This is a genomic window from Amycolatopsis sp. A133, assembly GCF_031082405.1.
Lineage (GTDB): Bacteria > Actinomycetota > Actinomycetes > Mycobacteriales > Pseudonocardiaceae > Amycolatopsis.
This window is the reverse complement of the sequence record NZ_JAVHJU010000066.1, coordinates 20,786-37,236: the sequence shown is the minus strand read 5'-3', so window position 1 is coordinate 37,236 and position 16,451 is coordinate 20,786. Positions and strand designations below refer to the sequence as shown.

The window sequence follows — 16,451 nt, the reverse complement described above, 5'->3', positions numbered from 1 at the left end:
GCCGCGTGGGAGCACGGCCGTGCGGTCCTGTCGCCGGTGAGTGCGACGAATACGGCGAATGCTGCTCGGCGGGTGTCGCGGGCGTGGCACGAGCTGGCGCAGGCGCGCGGGTTGCCGTGGTGGTGTGTGGCGGCGCTGGAGTCGGCGGCCGAGGGGTTCGCCGACCTGGCCCGGGAGTGGGAAGCGCATGACGGCTACGTGGGACGGGCTGGGGCTGCGCTGGACGGTGAGCGCGGGTACCGAGGTGACGGTGGAGGAGACCGGGACGGGCGCATCGCACCCGCCGGTGCTGGTGCTGGCTGGTGGGCTGTGCGTGGTGACGCTGGTGCCGCCGGAGGATCAGGAAGCGTGGACGGGATGCGCGGTGTTCCTGCGCCGTCTCCGCGACCACGCCGAGGAACTGGCGGCGCTGCTGGAAGCCCGCGCGGAGAGGGGTGACCGTGCGCAAGGGTGAGCCGAAGACGCTGCGGGACGCCCATGAGGTCGTGATGGACCGCCGGCCACCGAACGACGCGAACCCCTCGGTGTGGCTGGCGTTCCGACTCGGCAACGCACGGTTGTACAAGGCCGTCGCCGACATTGACCGGGGCCATCACCACGAGGCGCTGTATTGGGCCAGCTACGAGGAACGGAAAGCGGGTGAGATCTCGGTGGAACTCCAGGCGGAGAGCAAGCCTGCTGATTAGTCGCATGTAGACGACTTAAAAGTCAACAGTAGTAGCGAAAACGCACGCGATGACGTGCGGCGATGAAGCACGCCCTGTTGCGGGTGCGTGTGATCCGTTAAGGCGCAGAAGCGGTGCCTGGCTACCAACCTTGCCGCTCCTGCGCTGTCCACAACCCAGCGGAAGTGAACAATGACAACGCTAAACGACGACAACCGGCGAGCGTCAACGGGGGTCACCCGAACGCGCTGCGCCGCCTGCAAACGATTCGCCAAACTCCTGCCCGGTGAGACCAAGTGCGCTCCCTGCTTGGAGATGCTGCCGCTGGATCTGCGGGTGAAGCGGGGTGGTCGGTGATGTCTCCCGGCTTCGCGGTAGTGGCCCTGGCCGGGCTGGGGCTCGGTGTGTGGGTGCTGCACAGAGTCGGCCGTGCCCTGGCCTCGATCCTGGAAGCTCTGGCTGCGGCGGCCGTGGTGTTCGTGGCCCTGTGGTGGCTGTGCAAGGCCGTGGCGTGGATGCTCGCGCAGGTGGTGACGCGGTGGCGGACCAGCCTGGCCGTGATCGCGGTCTACGCCTGGTGCGAGCTGTTCGGCTGGCTCTCCCTGGCGATCATCCTCGGCGGTATCGCGGTCGTTCTGGCGACGTGGTGGGCGATCGATGCCGTCTCGTTCGATCAGTGGTGCTGGCGGTTCCTGCGCTCCTGGTGGGCCCGCTGGGCGGTCTATGGCCGGAAGCTGCCGGAGTGGCTGCACGCCTGCGGGCTGTCGGTGCGGGACGAGGCCTTGCCGGTGGTGGTGAACGTGAACCTGGTCGGCCGCCGACGTGCCCTCTCCCGCTCGACCTCGACCCGCTCCGGCACGCGGATGCCCAAGGTGCTCGGCGTGCGCTCCGGAGCGTCGTGGGACGAGGTGCGGGTGGAACTGGTGGCCGGTCAGAAGCCGGAGGACTTCGACGACGCCGCCCGTGCCTTGGCCGTCGCGCGGAAGGTCGCTCGCTGCCAGGTCGCGAACTGACACCCAACGTGGTGTCGATCGACTTCCAACGGCGTGACCTCCTGGGCGGCGGGGTGGCCGGCCCCCAGGTCCCCGACGGCGTCGACTCGACCGGCGTGGACCTGCGCAACGTCTGGGCGGGTCGGACCGAGTACGGGCGTGACTGGCGCGTCCCTCTGCTGGGCTCCGGTGCTCACTGCCTGACCGCCGGTGCCTCCGGGGCGGGCAAGAACTCGGTGATGTGGTGTCCGCTGGTCGCGGCTGCCTCGGCGATCCGGGCCGGGGTGGTGCGGATGTCCGGGATCGACCCGAAGGGAATGGAACTGGCGTACGGGCGCGGGATCTTCTCCCGGTACGCGGTGGGTGGCAAGGACGCCGTGGAGCTGCTTGACGGCCTGGTGGAGGAGATGGAATCTCGCAAGCGGGCCTTCGCCGGTCGGCTGCGGACGATCCCGGTGTCGACGGAGTATCCGTTGGAGCTGCTGGAGTTCGACGAGATCGGGGCGCTGACGAAGTACACCGACCGCAAGACCCGTGAGGCCATTGTGGAGCGCGTCGCCTTGCTGACCACTCAAGGTCGGGCGCTCGGGATCTCGGTCCGTGGCTACGTCCAGGAGCCCACCAAAGACACCGTTCCGGTCCGCGAGCTGTTCACCCGGCGGGTGTGCCTGCGCGTGACCTCCAAGACGCACGTCGGGATGGTCCTCGGTGACGGCGCGTACGAGCGTGGGGCGTGGGCGAACCGGATCGGCGACTCGGAGGCCGGTGTCGGTTACGTGTGGGGCGAAGGCATCCGCGAGCCCCTGCGCATCCGTGCCGGGTGGGTCTCCGACAGCACCGTGAAGGCGCTGGAGGCGTATATCACAAACGGGGGCGTCGCGGATTTGCGACACGGCGGCGAGGGGGTGGCCGCGTGAACCGGCTGATGATCTTCCTTGATGCCATCCGCGACCACCTCGACTCCTATCAGCTGCCGCCGGCCGCGTCGGTCGATGTCAACGCCTGGTCCGGCCCGATCACGGTTCAGCTCGACGTGGACGGCCTGCCGGAGGTGGCGCGGGCACTGGTGGTGTGGACACAGACCCTCGATGAGGTCTCGGCGCGGCTGTGGCGGCTGTGTGACGGCAAGTGGGTGCACATCTCGATCACCGGTCGGACACCCTGCGGCATCCCGGTCCTCGTCTTCGGCGTGGTGCGGTTCGAGCCGAGCACGTTCCCGGACCTCCCGGCCGGGGCGAAGCAGGACATGCCGGTCTACCTACTGCGCGGCTGGTCGATGGCCGGGGAGGTGGCGGCCTGATGAGCGAGACCCGGGCTGAACGGATGCGGACACCGCTGGCTGCCGATGTGATCCGGGCGACGGCGGAGAAGCACGGCGTCTGCGTCCGGCCCTTCACGATGGAGGTCGGCGACACCACGAGCGGCGAACTCCGCTACGTCCCCGTCCCTTGCGGCTCCACGGTGGAGTCGGTGTGCCTGCCGTGTGCGCGGAAGGCGAAGGCACTCCGGCAGGCCCAGTGCCGCGAGGGCTGGCACATGACCGAGGAACCCGTCTTCGCCGCCGAGCTGCCGTCGGAGGATCACAACGAGCTGCTGACCTACCGCGCCGATCTCGTCGCGGCGTATCAGGAGGTGGTCGAGCACGACCAGACGGAGGCGGAGGAGTTGCGGGAGGAGGTCGCCGGGGTGGATGCGGAACTTCGGCAACTCGGGATGCGGGGCCGGCTGCCTGCCCTCGACGTCCCGGCCAAGCGCCCGGTGAAGCGCTCGACCCGTCGTCGGCAGGATGCTCCGAACCTGCCTCGGCGGAAGGTCGCGAAGACGACGGTCGGGCGGGAGTACGCGGGCAAGTTCCGGCCGTCGATGTTCGTGACGCTGACCTGCGACACCTACGGCCCGGTCCGTGGTGACGGCTCGCCGGTCGACCCATCGCGGTATGACTACCGGCGGGCCGCTCGGGATGCGGTGCACTTCTCCGCGCTGGTGGACCGGTGGTGGCCGAACCTGCGGCGGGTCGTCGGCTGGGACGCCCAGTACTTCGCCACCGTCGAGCCCCAGCGTCGGGCCGCTCCGCACCTGCATACCGCTATCCGGGGCGCGGTGCCGCACGACGTGATCCGCCAGGTCACCGAAGCCACCTATCGCCAGGTCTGGTGGCCGTCCCACGACGAGATCGTCTACACCAATCGCCTCCCGATCTGGGACGGCCCGGACACCGGCTTCGTCGACCCGGAGACACGTCGGCCGCTGACCCGGTGGGACGACGCGGTGGAGGCGGTCGAGAGTCCGGCGCACGTCGTCACGTTCGGGCGGCAAGTCCACTCGAAGGGCATCCTCGGCGGCACAGAGGAGGCCGGCCGTCACATCGGTTATCTGACCAAGTACCTCACCAAGTCCACCGGTGAAGTGGTGGAGGCCGATAGCGCAGCCCAGGCTGATCACCACGACCGGCTTCACGCCGAGCTGTCGGTCACGCCGTGTTCGCCGCGCTGCGCGGTCTGGCTGCTCTACGGCATCCAACCCAAGGGCGTCACGGGCAAGACCACTCCAGGCCACTGCAAGGGCCGGGCTCACCGCCGGACCACGCTCGGGCTGCCCGGCCGCCGCGTCCTGGTTTCGCGGAAGTGGTCGGGCAAGACGCTCGTGGACCACAAGGCCGACCGCCGGGCGTTTGTGCTCCAGGCGCTCGCGGCGGTCGGGATCGTGAAGCCGGAGGTCGACCGGTCACAGCAGGTCTGGCGGAAGGTCGAGCCCGGAGACCCGCAGGTCCCGCCCCGGCCGCACCTTGTGATGCGCGCTATCGCCGAGCGGATCACATGGAAGGCCGAGTAAGACCGGGCGCTACTGGCAGCGGAGAGACCGCCAGAAACTTCGGTAACTGGACTCGCGGCCTGATCAAAGGGGGAGCACATGAACAACGTCAGCAGCATGAACCGGCTCTGGACCGTCGAAGACGTCTCGGACTACCTCGGCGTTCCGGTGAAGACGCTCTACCAGTGGAAATGGCGCGGCGAGGGCCCGCCGGTCAAGAAGATCGGCCGGCACCTGCGCTATGACCCGGCCAAGCTGCGCGCCTGGGTCGACGCGGAGGCGGCCTGATGGGGCACATCCAAGATCGGTGGTTTCGCCCCGCGCGGGATGCGGTGACCGGGAAGGTCATCCTCAACGCGCGGGGCAAGCCCGTCATGGAACGGTCCGAGCTGTACGGCATCGGGCTGCGGTACAAGGTCCGGTACCTCGACCCGGACAACAACGAACGCTCGAAGTCGTTCGCGGACAAGCAGAAGAAGCGCGCTGAGGACTTCCTCATTGGTGTCGAGTCCGACAAACGCGAAGACAAGTACATCGATCCGCGGGCCTCGATGACGACGTTCCGCCAGCAGGCGGAGAGCTGGTTGAAGGGCCAGTCCCCGGACCCGGGCACGCGGTCGACCATCCTCAGTCGGCTCGAAAGCCAGATCTACCCAGTCTTCGAGACCAAGAAGGTCGGGCAGATCAAACCGGCGACCATTCGTGACTGGGTCGGCTCGATGGAAGAGCGGAAGCTCTCGGACAACTACCAGGCGGTCTTGTTCAACACCGTCTCCGGCGTGATGGATTCGGCCGTGGACGACCGCCGGATTCGTGAGAACCCGTGCCACGCGAAGACCGTGCGGCGACCGGTCGCGAGTAGCCCGCCGATCGTCGTATGGCCGGAGGAACGTGTTCAGGCTGTGCGGTCGGGGCTGGCGGAGCGGTTCAAGATCGCGGTTCCGCTCGGTGCTGGCTTCGGTTTACGGCAGGGTGAGATTCTGGGCTTCTCACCCGACGACATCGACCGGACGGCGATGACCGTGCGGATTCGTCGACAGATCAAGACGGTCAGAGGCGTGATGATGTTCGCTCCTTTCCCCAAGCGGGGAAAGGAGCGAACCATCCCGCTGTCGGCCGCCATGCTGGCCGAGATCGACGACCACGAGGACCGGTTCCCCGTCCGTGGCAGTCACGCTGCCCTGGCAGAGCGCGGACGGTGATCCGGTTACGGCGCGGCTGCTGATGACCGGCGAAGCTGGCCGGCTGTACTCCGGCGACCTGTTCACGAAGGTCGTCTGGCACGGAGCGTTCCGGGCGGCCGGGATCAAGTACCGAGGTCGCGCGGACGGGATGCATGCGCTCCGTCACTTCTACGCGTCGACGCTCCTGGCCCGTGCGGTGTCGATTACCGAGCTGGCCGACTACCTTGGGCACGCGGACCCGGGCTTCACGCTCCGGACGTACACGCACCTCGTCCCGTCGAGCCACCAGCGGGCACGTGAGGCCGTCGACGCGGTGTTCGGGCGGCCTGCCTTGAAAGCCGCCTAGCAGTCTCACCTGGCGATGAGCGCAATCGGCATGTCGTGTGAAATTGATCACATCGTTGGTCTACACTGACTAGTGGATCTTCGTAGGTTTGGGCGAATGAGGTTGTCGGATGGACGAGCAAGAAGCGAAGAGGCGGCGCAACGTCTTCGTGGTGCACGGCCGGAACATCGAAGCTAAGCAAGCTATGTTCGAGTTCCTGCGCGCCATCGACCTGAACCCGATCGAGTGGGGCAGGGCTCGGGCGCTGACCAAAGAGCCGAATCCGTATATTGGTGACATTTTGGACATGGCGTTCGATGCGGCACAGGCGGTCATCGTGCTGCTCACCCCAGATGAAGTGGTCAGCCTTCGCCCTGAATATGCCGATGGAATGAGCGATCCGGACCTGAGCCCATCGACTCAGGCGCGGCCCAATGTTCTTTTCGAGGCGGGCATGGCGATGGGTCGGCACTCCGACCGGACGGTGCTGGTCGAGATTGGTCGCATGCGTCCGTTCAGCGATGTGGCCGGTCGTCACGTCTTGCGCATGGGAAACGCGCCGAATCAGCGACAGGAGCTGGTTGAGCGGCTCCAGTCCGCAGGATGCGAAGTCGACATCTCGGGGAAGTCGGACTGGTACCAGGCTGGACAATTCACGGTGCCCCCTGAACCCGACTTCACGTCCGGCGTTGGGGCCGAGCCGTCGGGCGCGGGGGCGTTGTCGGCGACCCCCAGAGAGGAGGACGGCTGGACTCGCTCGGGAGATTTCCTACTGCGCCTACAGGAGCCAAAGACCGTTGGTTTTGGGCTGTACACGGTCTTGGGAGAGGCGAAGAACCTCGGGCCCAGGAAGCAGATGGCGTTCATTACAGCTACTTACAGCGACGAGCGAGGCAAGATCATCGGGAGTGCCAACGGCGCGGTCTCGCAGATACAAGAGGATGAACTCAAGACGTTCACGCTCAACTCGAACGACGACTTGGGGCTCGCGCATGACTCCCGTGTGCAGGTCGATAGCGCGATCTGACTTCACTGTGATGTGCCGGCCGGACGGGCCTCTGTTCGATGACGGCCTGGAGGCGGCCTGATCATGAAACCCCGCCCCCGCCGACGCGAAAGCCGCCCGGTCGCAGAGCCCCGAGAAGGGCAAGCGACCGGGCGGCTTTCCGTTACGTCACAACTACTTCAGCTCAGCCGACGACTTCCCGAGGATCCGCCGCGCGACGATCAGCTGCTGGATCTGCTGAGTCCCCTCGAAGATGTCGAGGATCTTCGCATCCCGAGCCCACTTCTCCAGCAGCGACTCCTCGCTGTAAGCCCCGGTGAGCTCAACGCACTTCAACGCGATCTCCACCACCGAACGCCCCGCCTTGGCCTTCGCCATCGACGCCTGGAGCGAGTTCGGCTTGCGGTTGTCCGCCATCCAAGCCGACTCGAGCGTCAGCAAATACGCCGACTCGTAGTCCGCCTCCAACCTCAGAAACTCCGCCGCCGCGGCGTGCTGGGAATTGGCTGGGCGGTCGTAATCGATGGTCACCCCGGCGGTGGTGAGGATTTTGCGGGTCTCGTCGAGGGCCGCGCGGGCCACGCCGATCGCCATCGCCGCCACCAGCGGCCGGGTGTTGTCGAACGTCTGCATGACGCCCGCGAAACCCTTTTTTGTGTCGATCTCCGGTGTGCCCAACAGGTTTTCGCGGGGCACGCGGCAGTTTTCGAAGCGCAGCACCGCCGTGTCGGAGGCGCGGATGCCGAGCTTGTGCTCGGTGCGCACCACCTCGAAGCCCGGTGTGCCCTTCTCGACCACGAACGACTTGATCGCCGCGCGGCCCTTGCTCTTGTCCAGCGTGGCCCAGACGACCACCGCGTCCGCGCGCTCGCCCGACGTGACGAAGATCTTCTCGCCGTTCAACACGTAGTGGTCGCCGTCGAGACGAGCCGTCGTGCTGACCGCCGCCGAGTCCGAGCCGAAGCCCGGCTCGGTGATCGCCATTGCCGCCCACATGCCGGAAAAGCGCTCCAGCTGCTCGTCCGTGGCCACCGAGCTGATCGCCGCGTTGCCCAGGCCCTGCCGCGGCATCGACAGCAGCAGGCCGACGTCACCCCAGCACATCTCGATCGTGCCGAGGACGACGTTCAGGTTGGCGCCGTTGCGATTTCCCTTGGCCGAATCGTCGGAACCGGAGCGGCGCACGCCCGCCGCGCCCGCGCCGCCCTCACCCGACGAATTGAGGCCGTCCAGCAGCGCCGCGAACATGTCCAGCTCGGCCGGGTACGTGTGCTCCGCGCGGTCGTACTTGCGCGAGATCGGCCGGAACACCTCGGCCGCGGCCTGGTACGCCTGGTTGATCAGCGCGCCGGCCTTCTTGGGAACTTCCAGGTTGATCATGGTCCAAAGCCTTTCCGAAGCCTAAAGAAGGACGGCGCCTTCCATGACGCCGATGGCGCGCAGGTCCCGGTACCAGCGCTCGACCGGGTGCTCCTTGACGAAGCCGTGCCCGCCGAGCAGCTGCACGCCCGCGCTGCCGATCTGCATGCCCTTGTCCACGGCCAGCTTCCGGGCCAGCGCGACCTCGCGGGCGTAGGACTTGCCCTGCTCGGCCCGCGCCGCGGCGCGCAGCGTGACCAGCCGCAGGCCCTCCAGCTCGATCGCGATGTCGGCGACGGAGAACGCCACCGCCTGCCGGTGGCTGATCGGCTCGCCGAATGCGGTCCGCTCGTTGACGTAGGGGACGACGTAGTCGAGGACGGCCTTCGCGGTCCCGGCGGCCAGCGCCGCCCAGCCCAGCCGCGAAAGCCGGACGACCTCGGCGAAGACGTCCGCCTGGCCGCCGCCCAGCAGCGCGCCCGCCGGGAGCGCGACGCTCGAAAGGTGCAGCTTGCCGGTCGCGGCGCCGCGCAGGCCCATCGCCGGCTCGGCCTCGATGGACACTCCGGCGTTCGACGACTCGACGAGGAACAGCGCCGGGCCGCGGCCTTCGAGGTCGGCCGACACGATGAACAGCTCCGCCTGCGCCGCCCGCGGGACCAGCGCCTTCACGCCGTCGAGCTGGTAGCCCTTCGGGGTGCGGCGCGCCTTCGTCGCCGGCTTGAACGGGTCGTACAGCGCTTTCTGTTCTTGCAGCGCCAGCGCGGCGGCCGGCACGTGCTCGCCGACGAACGCGGGGAGATAGTCGGCTTGCTGCTGCTCGTCGCCCCAGCTGACCAGCGCGGTGCTCACCGCGGACGGCGCGAGCACGGCCACGGCCAGGCCCAGGTCGCCGTGCGCAAGCGCTTCCGCGACGAGCGCGTTGGTCACCACCGAGCGTTCCGTGCCGACGCCGCCGAGCTCCTCCGGGATGCCGACCAGGCTGATGCCCAGCTCGGCGGCCCGGCTCAGCAGGCCCTCGGGTGCTTCGAGCTTGGCGTCGGCGTCCGCGGCGGCCGGGCGCAGCTGCTCGGCGGCGAACTCCGTGACCGTTTCGACGATGAGCTGCTGGTCCTCACTCGGCGTGAGGTCGAACAGCCCCGTGTCGGCGGCCGGTGTGAGCCGGGCGGGCTTGCCCAGCTTCTGCACCGACTTGAACGACCGGGTCGCCGCGCCGGCGACGCGGAAGCCGTTGCGCGTCCCCGCCGTGACCAGGTCCTCGAGCGGTTTGCGCAGCCCGGCCCGATCGACGACCTTGCTCCCGGCCAGCCGGGTCAGCGCGGACAGGCCCCAGCCCATCGCGTCCCGTTTCCTTGGCGCAGCCATGTGGCCCTCCATCCCGTTACCTACTCGCGAGTAGGTTAACCTGCGAGCCGGGATCACGCCAGTGCGGGTTCACGCACGCGTCAGCCGGGCCGAGACCTCCCACAGCTCCCGGGCGTCGCGGTGGTCTCGGCGCCGCTCGAGCCGGGGCCGCCCGCCGTTCCGGCCGCCCGGGCCGACGTAGGCGTTGCCGGGGACGTCACCGGTCGCTGCGAACAGGATCGGCAGCGCGCCGTACTCGGCCTTTTTCTGCGCGATCAGCGGGTAGACGACCTTCATCAGCAGGGAGAGGCCGCCGCCGAAGTGCCGGTCGAGCCCGGTCCGTGCGACGCCGGGGTGCGCGGCGACGGCCCGGACCGCGCGGCCGGAATCGGTCAGCCGCCGCTGGAGTTCCTGTGTGAACAGCAGGTTCGCCAGTTTCGACTGGTTGTAGGCACCCAGCGCGGAGTAGCGGCGGCGCTCCCAGTTCAGGTCGCCGAGCGGCACCTTCCCCAGGCGCGCCAGCCCGGACGAGACCGTGACGACGCGGCCGGTCAGGTGCGGCAGCAGCAGGTTCGTCAGCAGGAACGGGCCGAAGTGGTTGATGGCCATGTGCGTCTCGAAGCCGTCGGCGGTCTTCGCGTACGGCACGGCCATCACGCCGGCGTTGTTGATCAGCACGTCGAGGTCGCCCGCCCAGCCGGCCGCGAACTCCCGCACCGAGCCCAGGTCGGCGAGGTCGAGGCGCCGGACTTCGGTGTCGCCCGGCGGCGCCGTGACGCGGGCGGGGTCGCGGACGGCGAGCACGACGCTGGCTCCGGTGGCGGCCAGTTCGCGGGCGGTGACGGCGCCGAGGCCGCTGCCGGCCCCGGTGACGAGGTAAGTGGTCATGGGTTCAGCGTTGCCGCGCCGGGCGGGCCGCGGCAAAGCGCGCCGATCGGGGGATCGGCGATCCCTGGGTACGCCGGTCTCCGGCGCCGATAATCGGGAGCGTGAACCGCCCCGAGCTCGCCGACTTCCTGCGCCGCCGCCGCGAGGCCCTGCGCCCGGACGACGTCGGGCTGCCACCCGGGCAGCGCCGCCGCACGTCCGGGCTGCGCCGGGAGGAGGTCGCGACGCTCTCGGGCATGTCCACCGACTACTACACGCGGCTGGAGCAGCAGCGCGGCCCGCGACCGTCGGAGCAGATGCTCGCCGCGATCGCCCGCGGCCTGCGCCTGACGCTCGACGAGCGCGACCACCTGTTCCGGCTGGCCGGGCACACCGCACCGAGCCGCGTGTCGCGTGCGGACCACGTCAGCCCGGCGCTGATGCGCGTGCTGGACCGGCTGCACGACACGCCCGCGCAGGTGATGTCGAACCTCGGCGAGACGCTCGTGCAGAACCCGCCGGCCCGGGCGCTGCTCGGCGACGAGACCGGCCACACCGGACCCGCGCGCAGCGCCGCCTACCGGTGGTTCACCGATCCGGCGGAGCAGCTGCGCTACCCGCCGGCGGACCGCGGGCGCCACGGCCGCTTCCTGGTCGCAAGCCTGCGGGCGGCCGGCGCGAGCGACACCCGGGCCGCGGGCCTCGCGCGGCTGCTCGCGGCGAAGAGCGCGGAGTTCGCGCGGCTGTGGGAAGCGCACGAAGTCGCGGTGCCGTTCGAGCGCCGCAAGACGCTCGTGCACCCGGGGGTCGGGGAGATCGCGCTCGACTGCCAGCTGCTCTTCACCGACGACCTCGGGCAGTTGCTGCTGGTGTTCACGGCCACGCCCGGCACCGAAGACGCCGAGAAGCTGCAGCTGCTGTCCGTCGTCGGCCCGGAGCTCCTATGAGTGCGCGGTGTGCACCTGCTTGCGCCACTCGGCGAAGCGCAGCCGTTCGAAGGTGATGAGCCCGAGCACCACGGCGGCCGTGATCAGCAGCACCACCGCGGCCGGCACGTGCTCCAGCAACGGCGTCGACGCGACCAGCAGCACGCCGACGACCAGCCGCTGGACGTTCCAGCTGCCGAGGTTGCGCTTGCGCAGGGCGCTCAGCGCGACCAGGTAGAGCGCGAGGCCGCCGGTCAGCGTCCAGATCGGCACGCCGTGCAGTGCTTCGCCGGGGGTGTGGTGCTCGGTGTCGGCGATGTAGAGGAACGCCTTCTTCAGCCCGAGGGCGACCAGCACGATCCCGGCGATCAGCGGCAGGTGCAGGAACGTGTAGGAGTCGGTGGCGAGCTTCGCGCGTTCGACCCCGGTCGCGCTGGTCAGCCGGTGCTCGGACACGCGCGCGACGACGTCGAAGTAGGTCCACCACATCCCCGCGGCCAGCGCCAGCCCGCACACCGCCGCGCCCGTGACCAGCCACGACATCGGCAGCGCCCCGATCCCGATGCCGATCGCCACGATCGACTCGCCGAGCGCGATGATCACGATGAGCCCGAACCGCTCGGCGAAGTGCGCGGGCGCCTCGATCCGCCAGCCCTCCGGCCCGGCGAAGTAGACGTTCAGGTAATCGATTCCCAAGGCCACCACCCACAACCCCAGCTGCCACGGCCCGTCCAGGAACGCGGCCACGGCGAGCAGTCCCACACTCGGCAGCAGCCCCACGAGCATCTTGAGCAGCACCCGCCGGAGCCCCGGGTCGTGTTTCGCCGCCCCCAGGTACGCGACGAGGTGCAGCAGCCGCACGAGCGCGTAGCAGCCGACGAACAGCACGGGCGCGAACAGGCCGCCGGGATGATCGGCGAAGGCTTCGGGAATGGTCAGCGACACCAGGAACATCACGGCCATCGCCCCGAACATGGCGAGCCGCGCGATCCCGTGGTCGACGTGGATGGTGGTCCCGAGCCAGGCATAACTGCACCAGCACCACCACAGGACGGCGAGCATCGCCAGCCCCTGCCCGACACCGGCGGGGCTGAGGTGGTCGGCCATCAGCTGGGTGGTCTGGGTGATGGCGTAGACGAAGACCAGGTCGAAGAACAGCTCGATGGTCGAGACGCGGTGGTCCTCATCCGCGCTCACCAGGTGCAGGCGTCTCGTGGGCACGCCGAATTATGGACGAAACAAGGTCAAGAAGGGCCGGTTTCCCGGTAACGCCCTGCGCGAACATGGCCGAGCGGGTATGGGTCTGGGACAATGACCGCGGGACGTGGGGAGGGTGTCGTGGTTTCCTATCCGGCCGCGCTGCACCGGACGATCATGACCGTGGACGTCGCCGGGTACAACAACCCGGCCCGGACCATGGCGCACCTGCGCGAGGTGCACGACGGCTTGTGGCGGGTGCTCAAGGGCGGCTTCGCCGAGACCGGCATCCCGTGGGACGTCTGTTTCGTGGAGAACACCGGCGACGGCGCGATGATCCTCCTGCCGCCGGACATCGCGAAGGTCGACCTGGTGGCCCAGCTGCCCGAACGCATGCACGCCGAACTGCGCCGCCACAACGCCGTGCACTCGGAAGGCGCGCAGATCCAGCTGCGCCTCGCGCTGCACGCCGGTGAAGTGCTGAGCGCCGGCCACGGTTCGGTCAGCAAAGCCGTGAGCTTCACCTTCCGGGTGCTCGAAGCCGCGGAGGCGAAGACCGCGCAGCGGGACACGGGTGCCGAACTGGCGCTGCTGGCCTCGGACGTCTTCTACCAGGACGTCGTGCTGCAGGACCCGGCGGCGGCACCCGCGGACTACCGGCGGATCCCGGTCGAAACCAAGGAAACCTCCACGGTCGCGTGGTTGCGGCTGCTCGGCGGCAGCGGCAGCAACGGCGGCGGCCGGGCCGGCGAGCGGCGGCCGGACCTCCGGGTCGTGCGGCAGCCCGTGGCGCCGCCCGCCCCCGACCGCGCCCGGGAACTGACGGAACTGCTCCTGGACATTCCGGCCGTCGCCGAGGAAAGCAGCCGGAGAATGCTGTTGAAGCGGCTGCGGCCGGAGATCTCGACCGTCGTGGCATATCACCCGCAAACCCGGCTGCACGTCCTGGAGATCGCCGGTACCTGCCTGCGTTATCGCGGCGGGCTCGCCGAACTCGTCGCCGCGGTGGAAATGCTGGAACCCGGATCGGCGCCGGTGCAGCGGCTGCTCGAGCGCGTTGCCGGCTGGCCGGAAGAGAGCTCGTCGTGACATCTTTTTGGCACCCGGCGGAAGCCCTTTTCGCGGGTAAGATCTCCGCAACTGCGTTCGATCCGCAGGGGCGATGACGCCGGTTCCGTCCCGTGAGGTGGTAGGGGGGTGCTGCGCCAGGTGGCGGGACACTTGATCGGAGAGGCCGTCGTCGACGTCCTCGCCGAAGCCGGCTTGGCCGAGGAACTGGCCGTCGTGGTCAGCCTCGTCGGGAAGACGCTGGGCGTCGATCTGGCCGTTCCCCGGCACCCCACCCCGCGCAGTTCCCTGATCGAAGTCGTTTCCGCCTGTGAGCGCTATCAGAACGGCATGCAGGCACTGGTCGGTGCCGTCGCTTTCATGCGGCCCGGATCACCGGAGTCCGAGCGGGTCCGGGACCTGGTGGAGCGGCCGCGGGTGCTGGACCTGCTGCCGCGCGCCGACCGCGACCGGCTGCACCACTGGCTGGCCGGCCTCGAGGTGCCCCGGCTCGGCGAGCTGGTCCGTCGCGCGAGCGGGCTCGGTTCGCCGTTGCCGCCCAAGGTGCGCACCGCGTGGGAAGCCTTCACCCACCTGGCCGATTTCAACGCCGACGTCGACGGCATCCCCCCGGCGTTGACGCTCCTCGAGCTCATCGCCCACCAGTGCGGCGGCGAACTCGCGCTGCGGCTGATCGAGTGGAACGACTACCAGGCCAGGAGGCTCCGGCTCGAGGCCCAGCTGAGAGCGCGTCGAGCCACGATCGCCACGCCGTCGCGGGAAGGGCGGCTGCACTTGATGATCCTGGTCGACCATGATGGGATAGACCCGGACTTGTACCAGGTTTCCCATTGGTGTCAACGGCTTTCCGGGGAATGGCCGCCACCGCACGGCGGCACGGCGGAGGTGCGGGCCGCCGACCTCGAACGATACGTCGACGGACTGGTGGTCGCCGCGGAACGGGTCTGGGCCGACCACCGCGGTTCGGTCGCGCTCGAGTTCGTGCTCCCGCGGGCGTTGCTGAACCTGCCCGTGCAGCTCTGGCACCGCGAGCACGAATCCGGCATGCCGCGGCCGCTTTCGATCGACTACCTCATATCCGTCCGTTCGCTGGAGCGCATGCGTTCGAAGCACTGGCACCGCGTCTGGAACCAGCACTGGGAGGCGTTCATGGCGAACCCGTCCGCCGAGTGCGTCTACTACGAAAACGGCACCCAGGCTTCGGGGCTCGACGTGGTGCTTTCCGACCTGCGCTGGGGGCTGGTGGTCCTCGGTTCGGCTCCGCCGCTGGAAGCCGGTGGGGACGGGGACAGCCTGACGGCCGCTTTGCGGTCGGGTATCCCGGCGGTACTATGGCACCCTGACGCGCCACTCGACGTACTCCGGGAGTTGATCACCGAGTTCGCGAAGGGCCAATCCGGTCTAGGCGATTTGCCCATGCAGGCCAAGAAATCCCGAGCACGCGCCAGTCTTCCCGAAACGGCCTTCGATCGGGATAATCCAGTGCGGGATCTGGTGGTGCTGTGGGACGATCCGAGCCGTCTCGTTCTTGACCAGCCGCCGGCTTTCCCGTGGCAGCGAGGGGATATCCGGGATGACCGAGAGCGAGCGTCTTGACGGGGGAGAGACGACGCAGGTCCGCGACGCGTCGCGTCTCGCGTCGTCGGACTGGTGGGTCTACCGCGGCACCGGCCGGCCGATCCACGACCTCGAGCTGACCGACATCCTGCCACCGCCACCGCCGTGGCGGGATTTCGACGGGGGTCCGCTGCCGGAGTCGGACGACCCGCCGCGGGACGACCACGACGTCGCACGGCGGCTCGGGAGCGAGCATTCGCAATCGGCTCAGCGCACTGGTCCGGCCGAACTCGACATGATCAACGCGGCGCTCTACCTCCGACGGCCGTTGCTGGTCACCGGCCGGCCCGGAACCGGGAAGTCCACCCTCGCGTACCGGCTGGCGGCCGAGCTGCAGCTGGGCCGGGTCCTGCGCTGGCCGATCACCAGCCGGACCACGCTGAATTCCGGGCTCTACCACTACGACGCCATCGGCCGGATCCAGGCGGCGAGCGCCCGGTTCGCCTCGCGGGGCGAACGGGCCAGTCCCGCGCCCGAACCCGAACCGCCGATCGGCGAATTCCTCCGGCTCGGCGTGCTGGGCACCGCCTTCCTGCCGCGCCGGGTGCCGCGCGTCCTGCTGATCGACGAGCTCGACAAGAGCGAAGCCGACCTCCCGAACGACCTGCTCAGCATTTTCGAAGACGGCGAGTTCCGCGTTCCCGAACTCGAGCGGATCCGCAACCACACCCCCGAAGCGACGGTGTTCACCGACGACCCCGGCGAGACGGCTTCCGTCGTCGGCGGGCGGATCCGGTGTCACGCGTTTCCGATCGTCATCATCACCAGCAATGGGGAAAGGGAATTTCCCCCCGCTTTCCTGCGACGTTGCCTTCAACTGGAAATGCCGGATCCCGACCCGGAGCAATTGGCCGCGATGGTCGTCGCCCACCTGCACGATTCGGAGGACAACCGGCGCAAGCTCGGTGCGGGTCTGCAGTCCGAGCTGATCGAGCAGTTCGTGCGGCGCAGCGCCTCCGGTGACGACCGGCTGCCCTCGGGAAAACTCCTGGATGCCATGTACCTCGCCACGTCCGGCGCCTACCGCGGCGACGTGACGTGGGAGCGGCTGGTGGACGCTCTGTGGCAGCGTCTGTCGGCGGTGCAATGA

General features: G+C 69.0%; 15 protein-coding genes and 2 pseudogenes. 13 read left to right on the top strand and 4 right to left on the bottom strand.

Annotated features, from left to right (window positions below):
- Positions 1 to 187: 187 nt before the first annotated feature.
- The 9 genes and pseudogenes from Q5425_RS38630 (at position 188) to Q5425_RS38590 (ending at position 7,004) form a co-directional block, all read left to right on the top strand.
- Complete coding sequence (locus Q5425_RS38630; RefSeq protein ID WP_308677371.1) at positions 188 to 454, top strand: hypothetical protein; 267 nt, start codon at positions 188 to 190, stop codon at positions 452 to 454.
- Complete coding sequence (locus tag Q5425_RS38625; RefSeq protein ID WP_396135349.1) at positions 435 to 686, top strand: AMED_5909 family protein; 252 nt, start codon at positions 435 to 437, stop codon at positions 684 to 686. Before Q5425_RS38630 ends, Q5425_RS38625 begins: the two co-directional genes overlap by 20 nt.
- Before the next feature lie 335 nt (positions 687 to 1,021).
- Positions 1,022 to 2,574: pseudogene (locus Q5425_RS38620) on the top strand (FtsK/SpoIIIE domain-containing protein).
- Positions 2,571 to 2,957: a hypothetical protein gene (locus tag Q5425_RS38615; RefSeq protein WP_308677370.1), complete on the top strand. Its 387-nt coding sequence runs from the start codon at positions 2,571 to 2,573 to the stop codon at positions 2,955 to 2,957. The pseudogene Q5425_RS38620 and the gene Q5425_RS38615 overlap by 4 nt, the downstream one beginning before the upstream one ends.
- Positions 2,957 to 4,552: pseudogene (locus tag Q5425_RS38610) on the top strand (replication initiator). Before Q5425_RS38615 ends, Q5425_RS38610 begins: the two are co-directional and overlap by 1 nt.
- A gap of 15 nt (positions 4,553 to 4,567) precedes the next feature.
- On the top strand, positions 4,568 to 4,756 hold the full coding sequence (locus tag Q5425_RS38605; protein WP_308677368.1) for a helix-turn-helix domain-containing protein: 189 nt from the start codon (positions 4,568 to 4,570) through the stop codon (positions 4,754 to 4,756).
- A complete protein-coding gene (locus Q5425_RS38600) occupies positions 4,756 to 5,670 on the top strand; it encodes a phage integrase central domain-containing protein (RefSeq protein ID WP_308677367.1) in 915 nt (304 codons plus the stop codon). Before Q5425_RS38605 ends, Q5425_RS38600 begins: the two co-directional genes overlap by 1 nt.
- A 22-nt stretch (positions 5,671 to 5,692) precedes the next feature.
- A complete protein-coding gene (locus Q5425_RS38595; protein ID WP_308677366.1) occupies positions 5,693 to 5,998 on the top strand; it encodes a tyrosine-type recombinase/integrase in 306 nt (101 codons plus the stop codon).
- 109 nt (positions 5,999 to 6,107) lie between these two features.
- On the top strand, positions 6,108 to 7,004 hold the full coding sequence (locus tag Q5425_RS38590) for a nucleotide-binding protein (RefSeq protein WP_308677365.1): 897 nt from the start codon (positions 6,108 to 6,110) through the stop codon (positions 7,002 to 7,004).
- 153 nt (positions 7,005 to 7,157) lie between these two features.
- On the opposite strand, the gene Q5425_RS38585 is transcribed toward Q5425_RS38590, so the two are convergent.
- The 3 genes from Q5425_RS38585 to Q5425_RS38575 form a co-directional block, all read right to left on the bottom strand.
- Positions 7,158 to 8,363 carry an acyl-CoA dehydrogenase family protein gene (locus Q5425_RS38585; RefSeq protein ID WP_308677364.1) on the bottom strand — a complete coding sequence of 402 codons (1,206 nt, stop codon included), beginning with the start codon at positions 8,361 to 8,363 and terminating at the stop codon, positions 7,158 to 7,160.
- A gap of 21 nt (positions 8,364 to 8,384) precedes the next feature.
- On the bottom strand, positions 8,385 to 9,680 hold the full coding sequence (locus Q5425_RS38580) for an acyl-CoA dehydrogenase family protein (protein ID WP_308677454.1): 1,296 nt from the start codon (positions 9,678 to 9,680) through the stop codon (positions 8,385 to 8,387).
- Between the two features lie 96 nt (positions 9,681 to 9,776).
- Positions 9,777 to 10,574, bottom strand: a complete 798-nt coding sequence (locus tag Q5425_RS38575) for an SDR family NAD(P)-dependent oxidoreductase (RefSeq protein ID WP_308677363.1) — start codon at positions 10,572 to 10,574, stop codon at positions 9,777 to 9,779.
- 101 nt (positions 10,575 to 10,675) lie between these two features.
- Between Q5425_RS38575 and Q5425_RS38570 the strand changes: the two genes are divergently transcribed.
- On the top strand, positions 10,676 to 11,500 hold the full coding sequence (locus Q5425_RS38570; protein ID WP_308677362.1) for a helix-turn-helix transcriptional regulator: 825 nt from the start codon (positions 10,676 to 10,678) through the stop codon (positions 11,498 to 11,500).
- On the opposite strand, the gene Q5425_RS38565 is transcribed toward Q5425_RS38570, so the two are convergent.
- Positions 11,495 to 12,700: a low temperature requirement protein A gene (locus tag Q5425_RS38565; RefSeq protein ID WP_308677361.1), complete on the bottom strand. Its 1,206-nt coding sequence runs from the start codon at positions 12,698 to 12,700 to the stop codon at positions 11,495 to 11,497. The two genes, Q5425_RS38570 and Q5425_RS38565, sit on opposite strands and share 6 nt — an antisense overlap.
- A gap of 117 nt (positions 12,701 to 12,817) precedes the next feature.
- Between Q5425_RS38565 and Q5425_RS38560 the strand changes: the two genes are divergently transcribed.
- From Q5425_RS38560 to Q5425_RS38550, 3 genes are all read left to right on the top strand, one after another.
- Positions 12,818 to 13,765, top strand: a complete 948-nt coding sequence (locus Q5425_RS38560; RefSeq protein WP_308677360.1) for an effector-associated domain 2-containing protein — start codon at positions 12,818 to 12,820, stop codon at positions 13,763 to 13,765.
- Positions 13,766 to 13,939: 174 nt separating this feature from the next.
- Positions 13,940 to 15,340: an effector-associated domain 2-containing protein gene (locus tag Q5425_RS38555; protein ID WP_396135348.1), complete on the top strand. Its 1,401-nt coding sequence runs from the start codon at positions 13,940 to 13,942 to the stop codon at positions 15,338 to 15,340.
- Positions 15,318 to 16,451: a MoxR family ATPase gene (locus Q5425_RS38550; RefSeq protein ID WP_308677358.1), complete on the top strand. Its 1,134-nt coding sequence runs from the start codon at positions 15,318 to 15,320 to the stop codon at positions 16,449 to 16,451. Before Q5425_RS38555 ends, Q5425_RS38550 begins: the two co-directional genes overlap by 23 nt.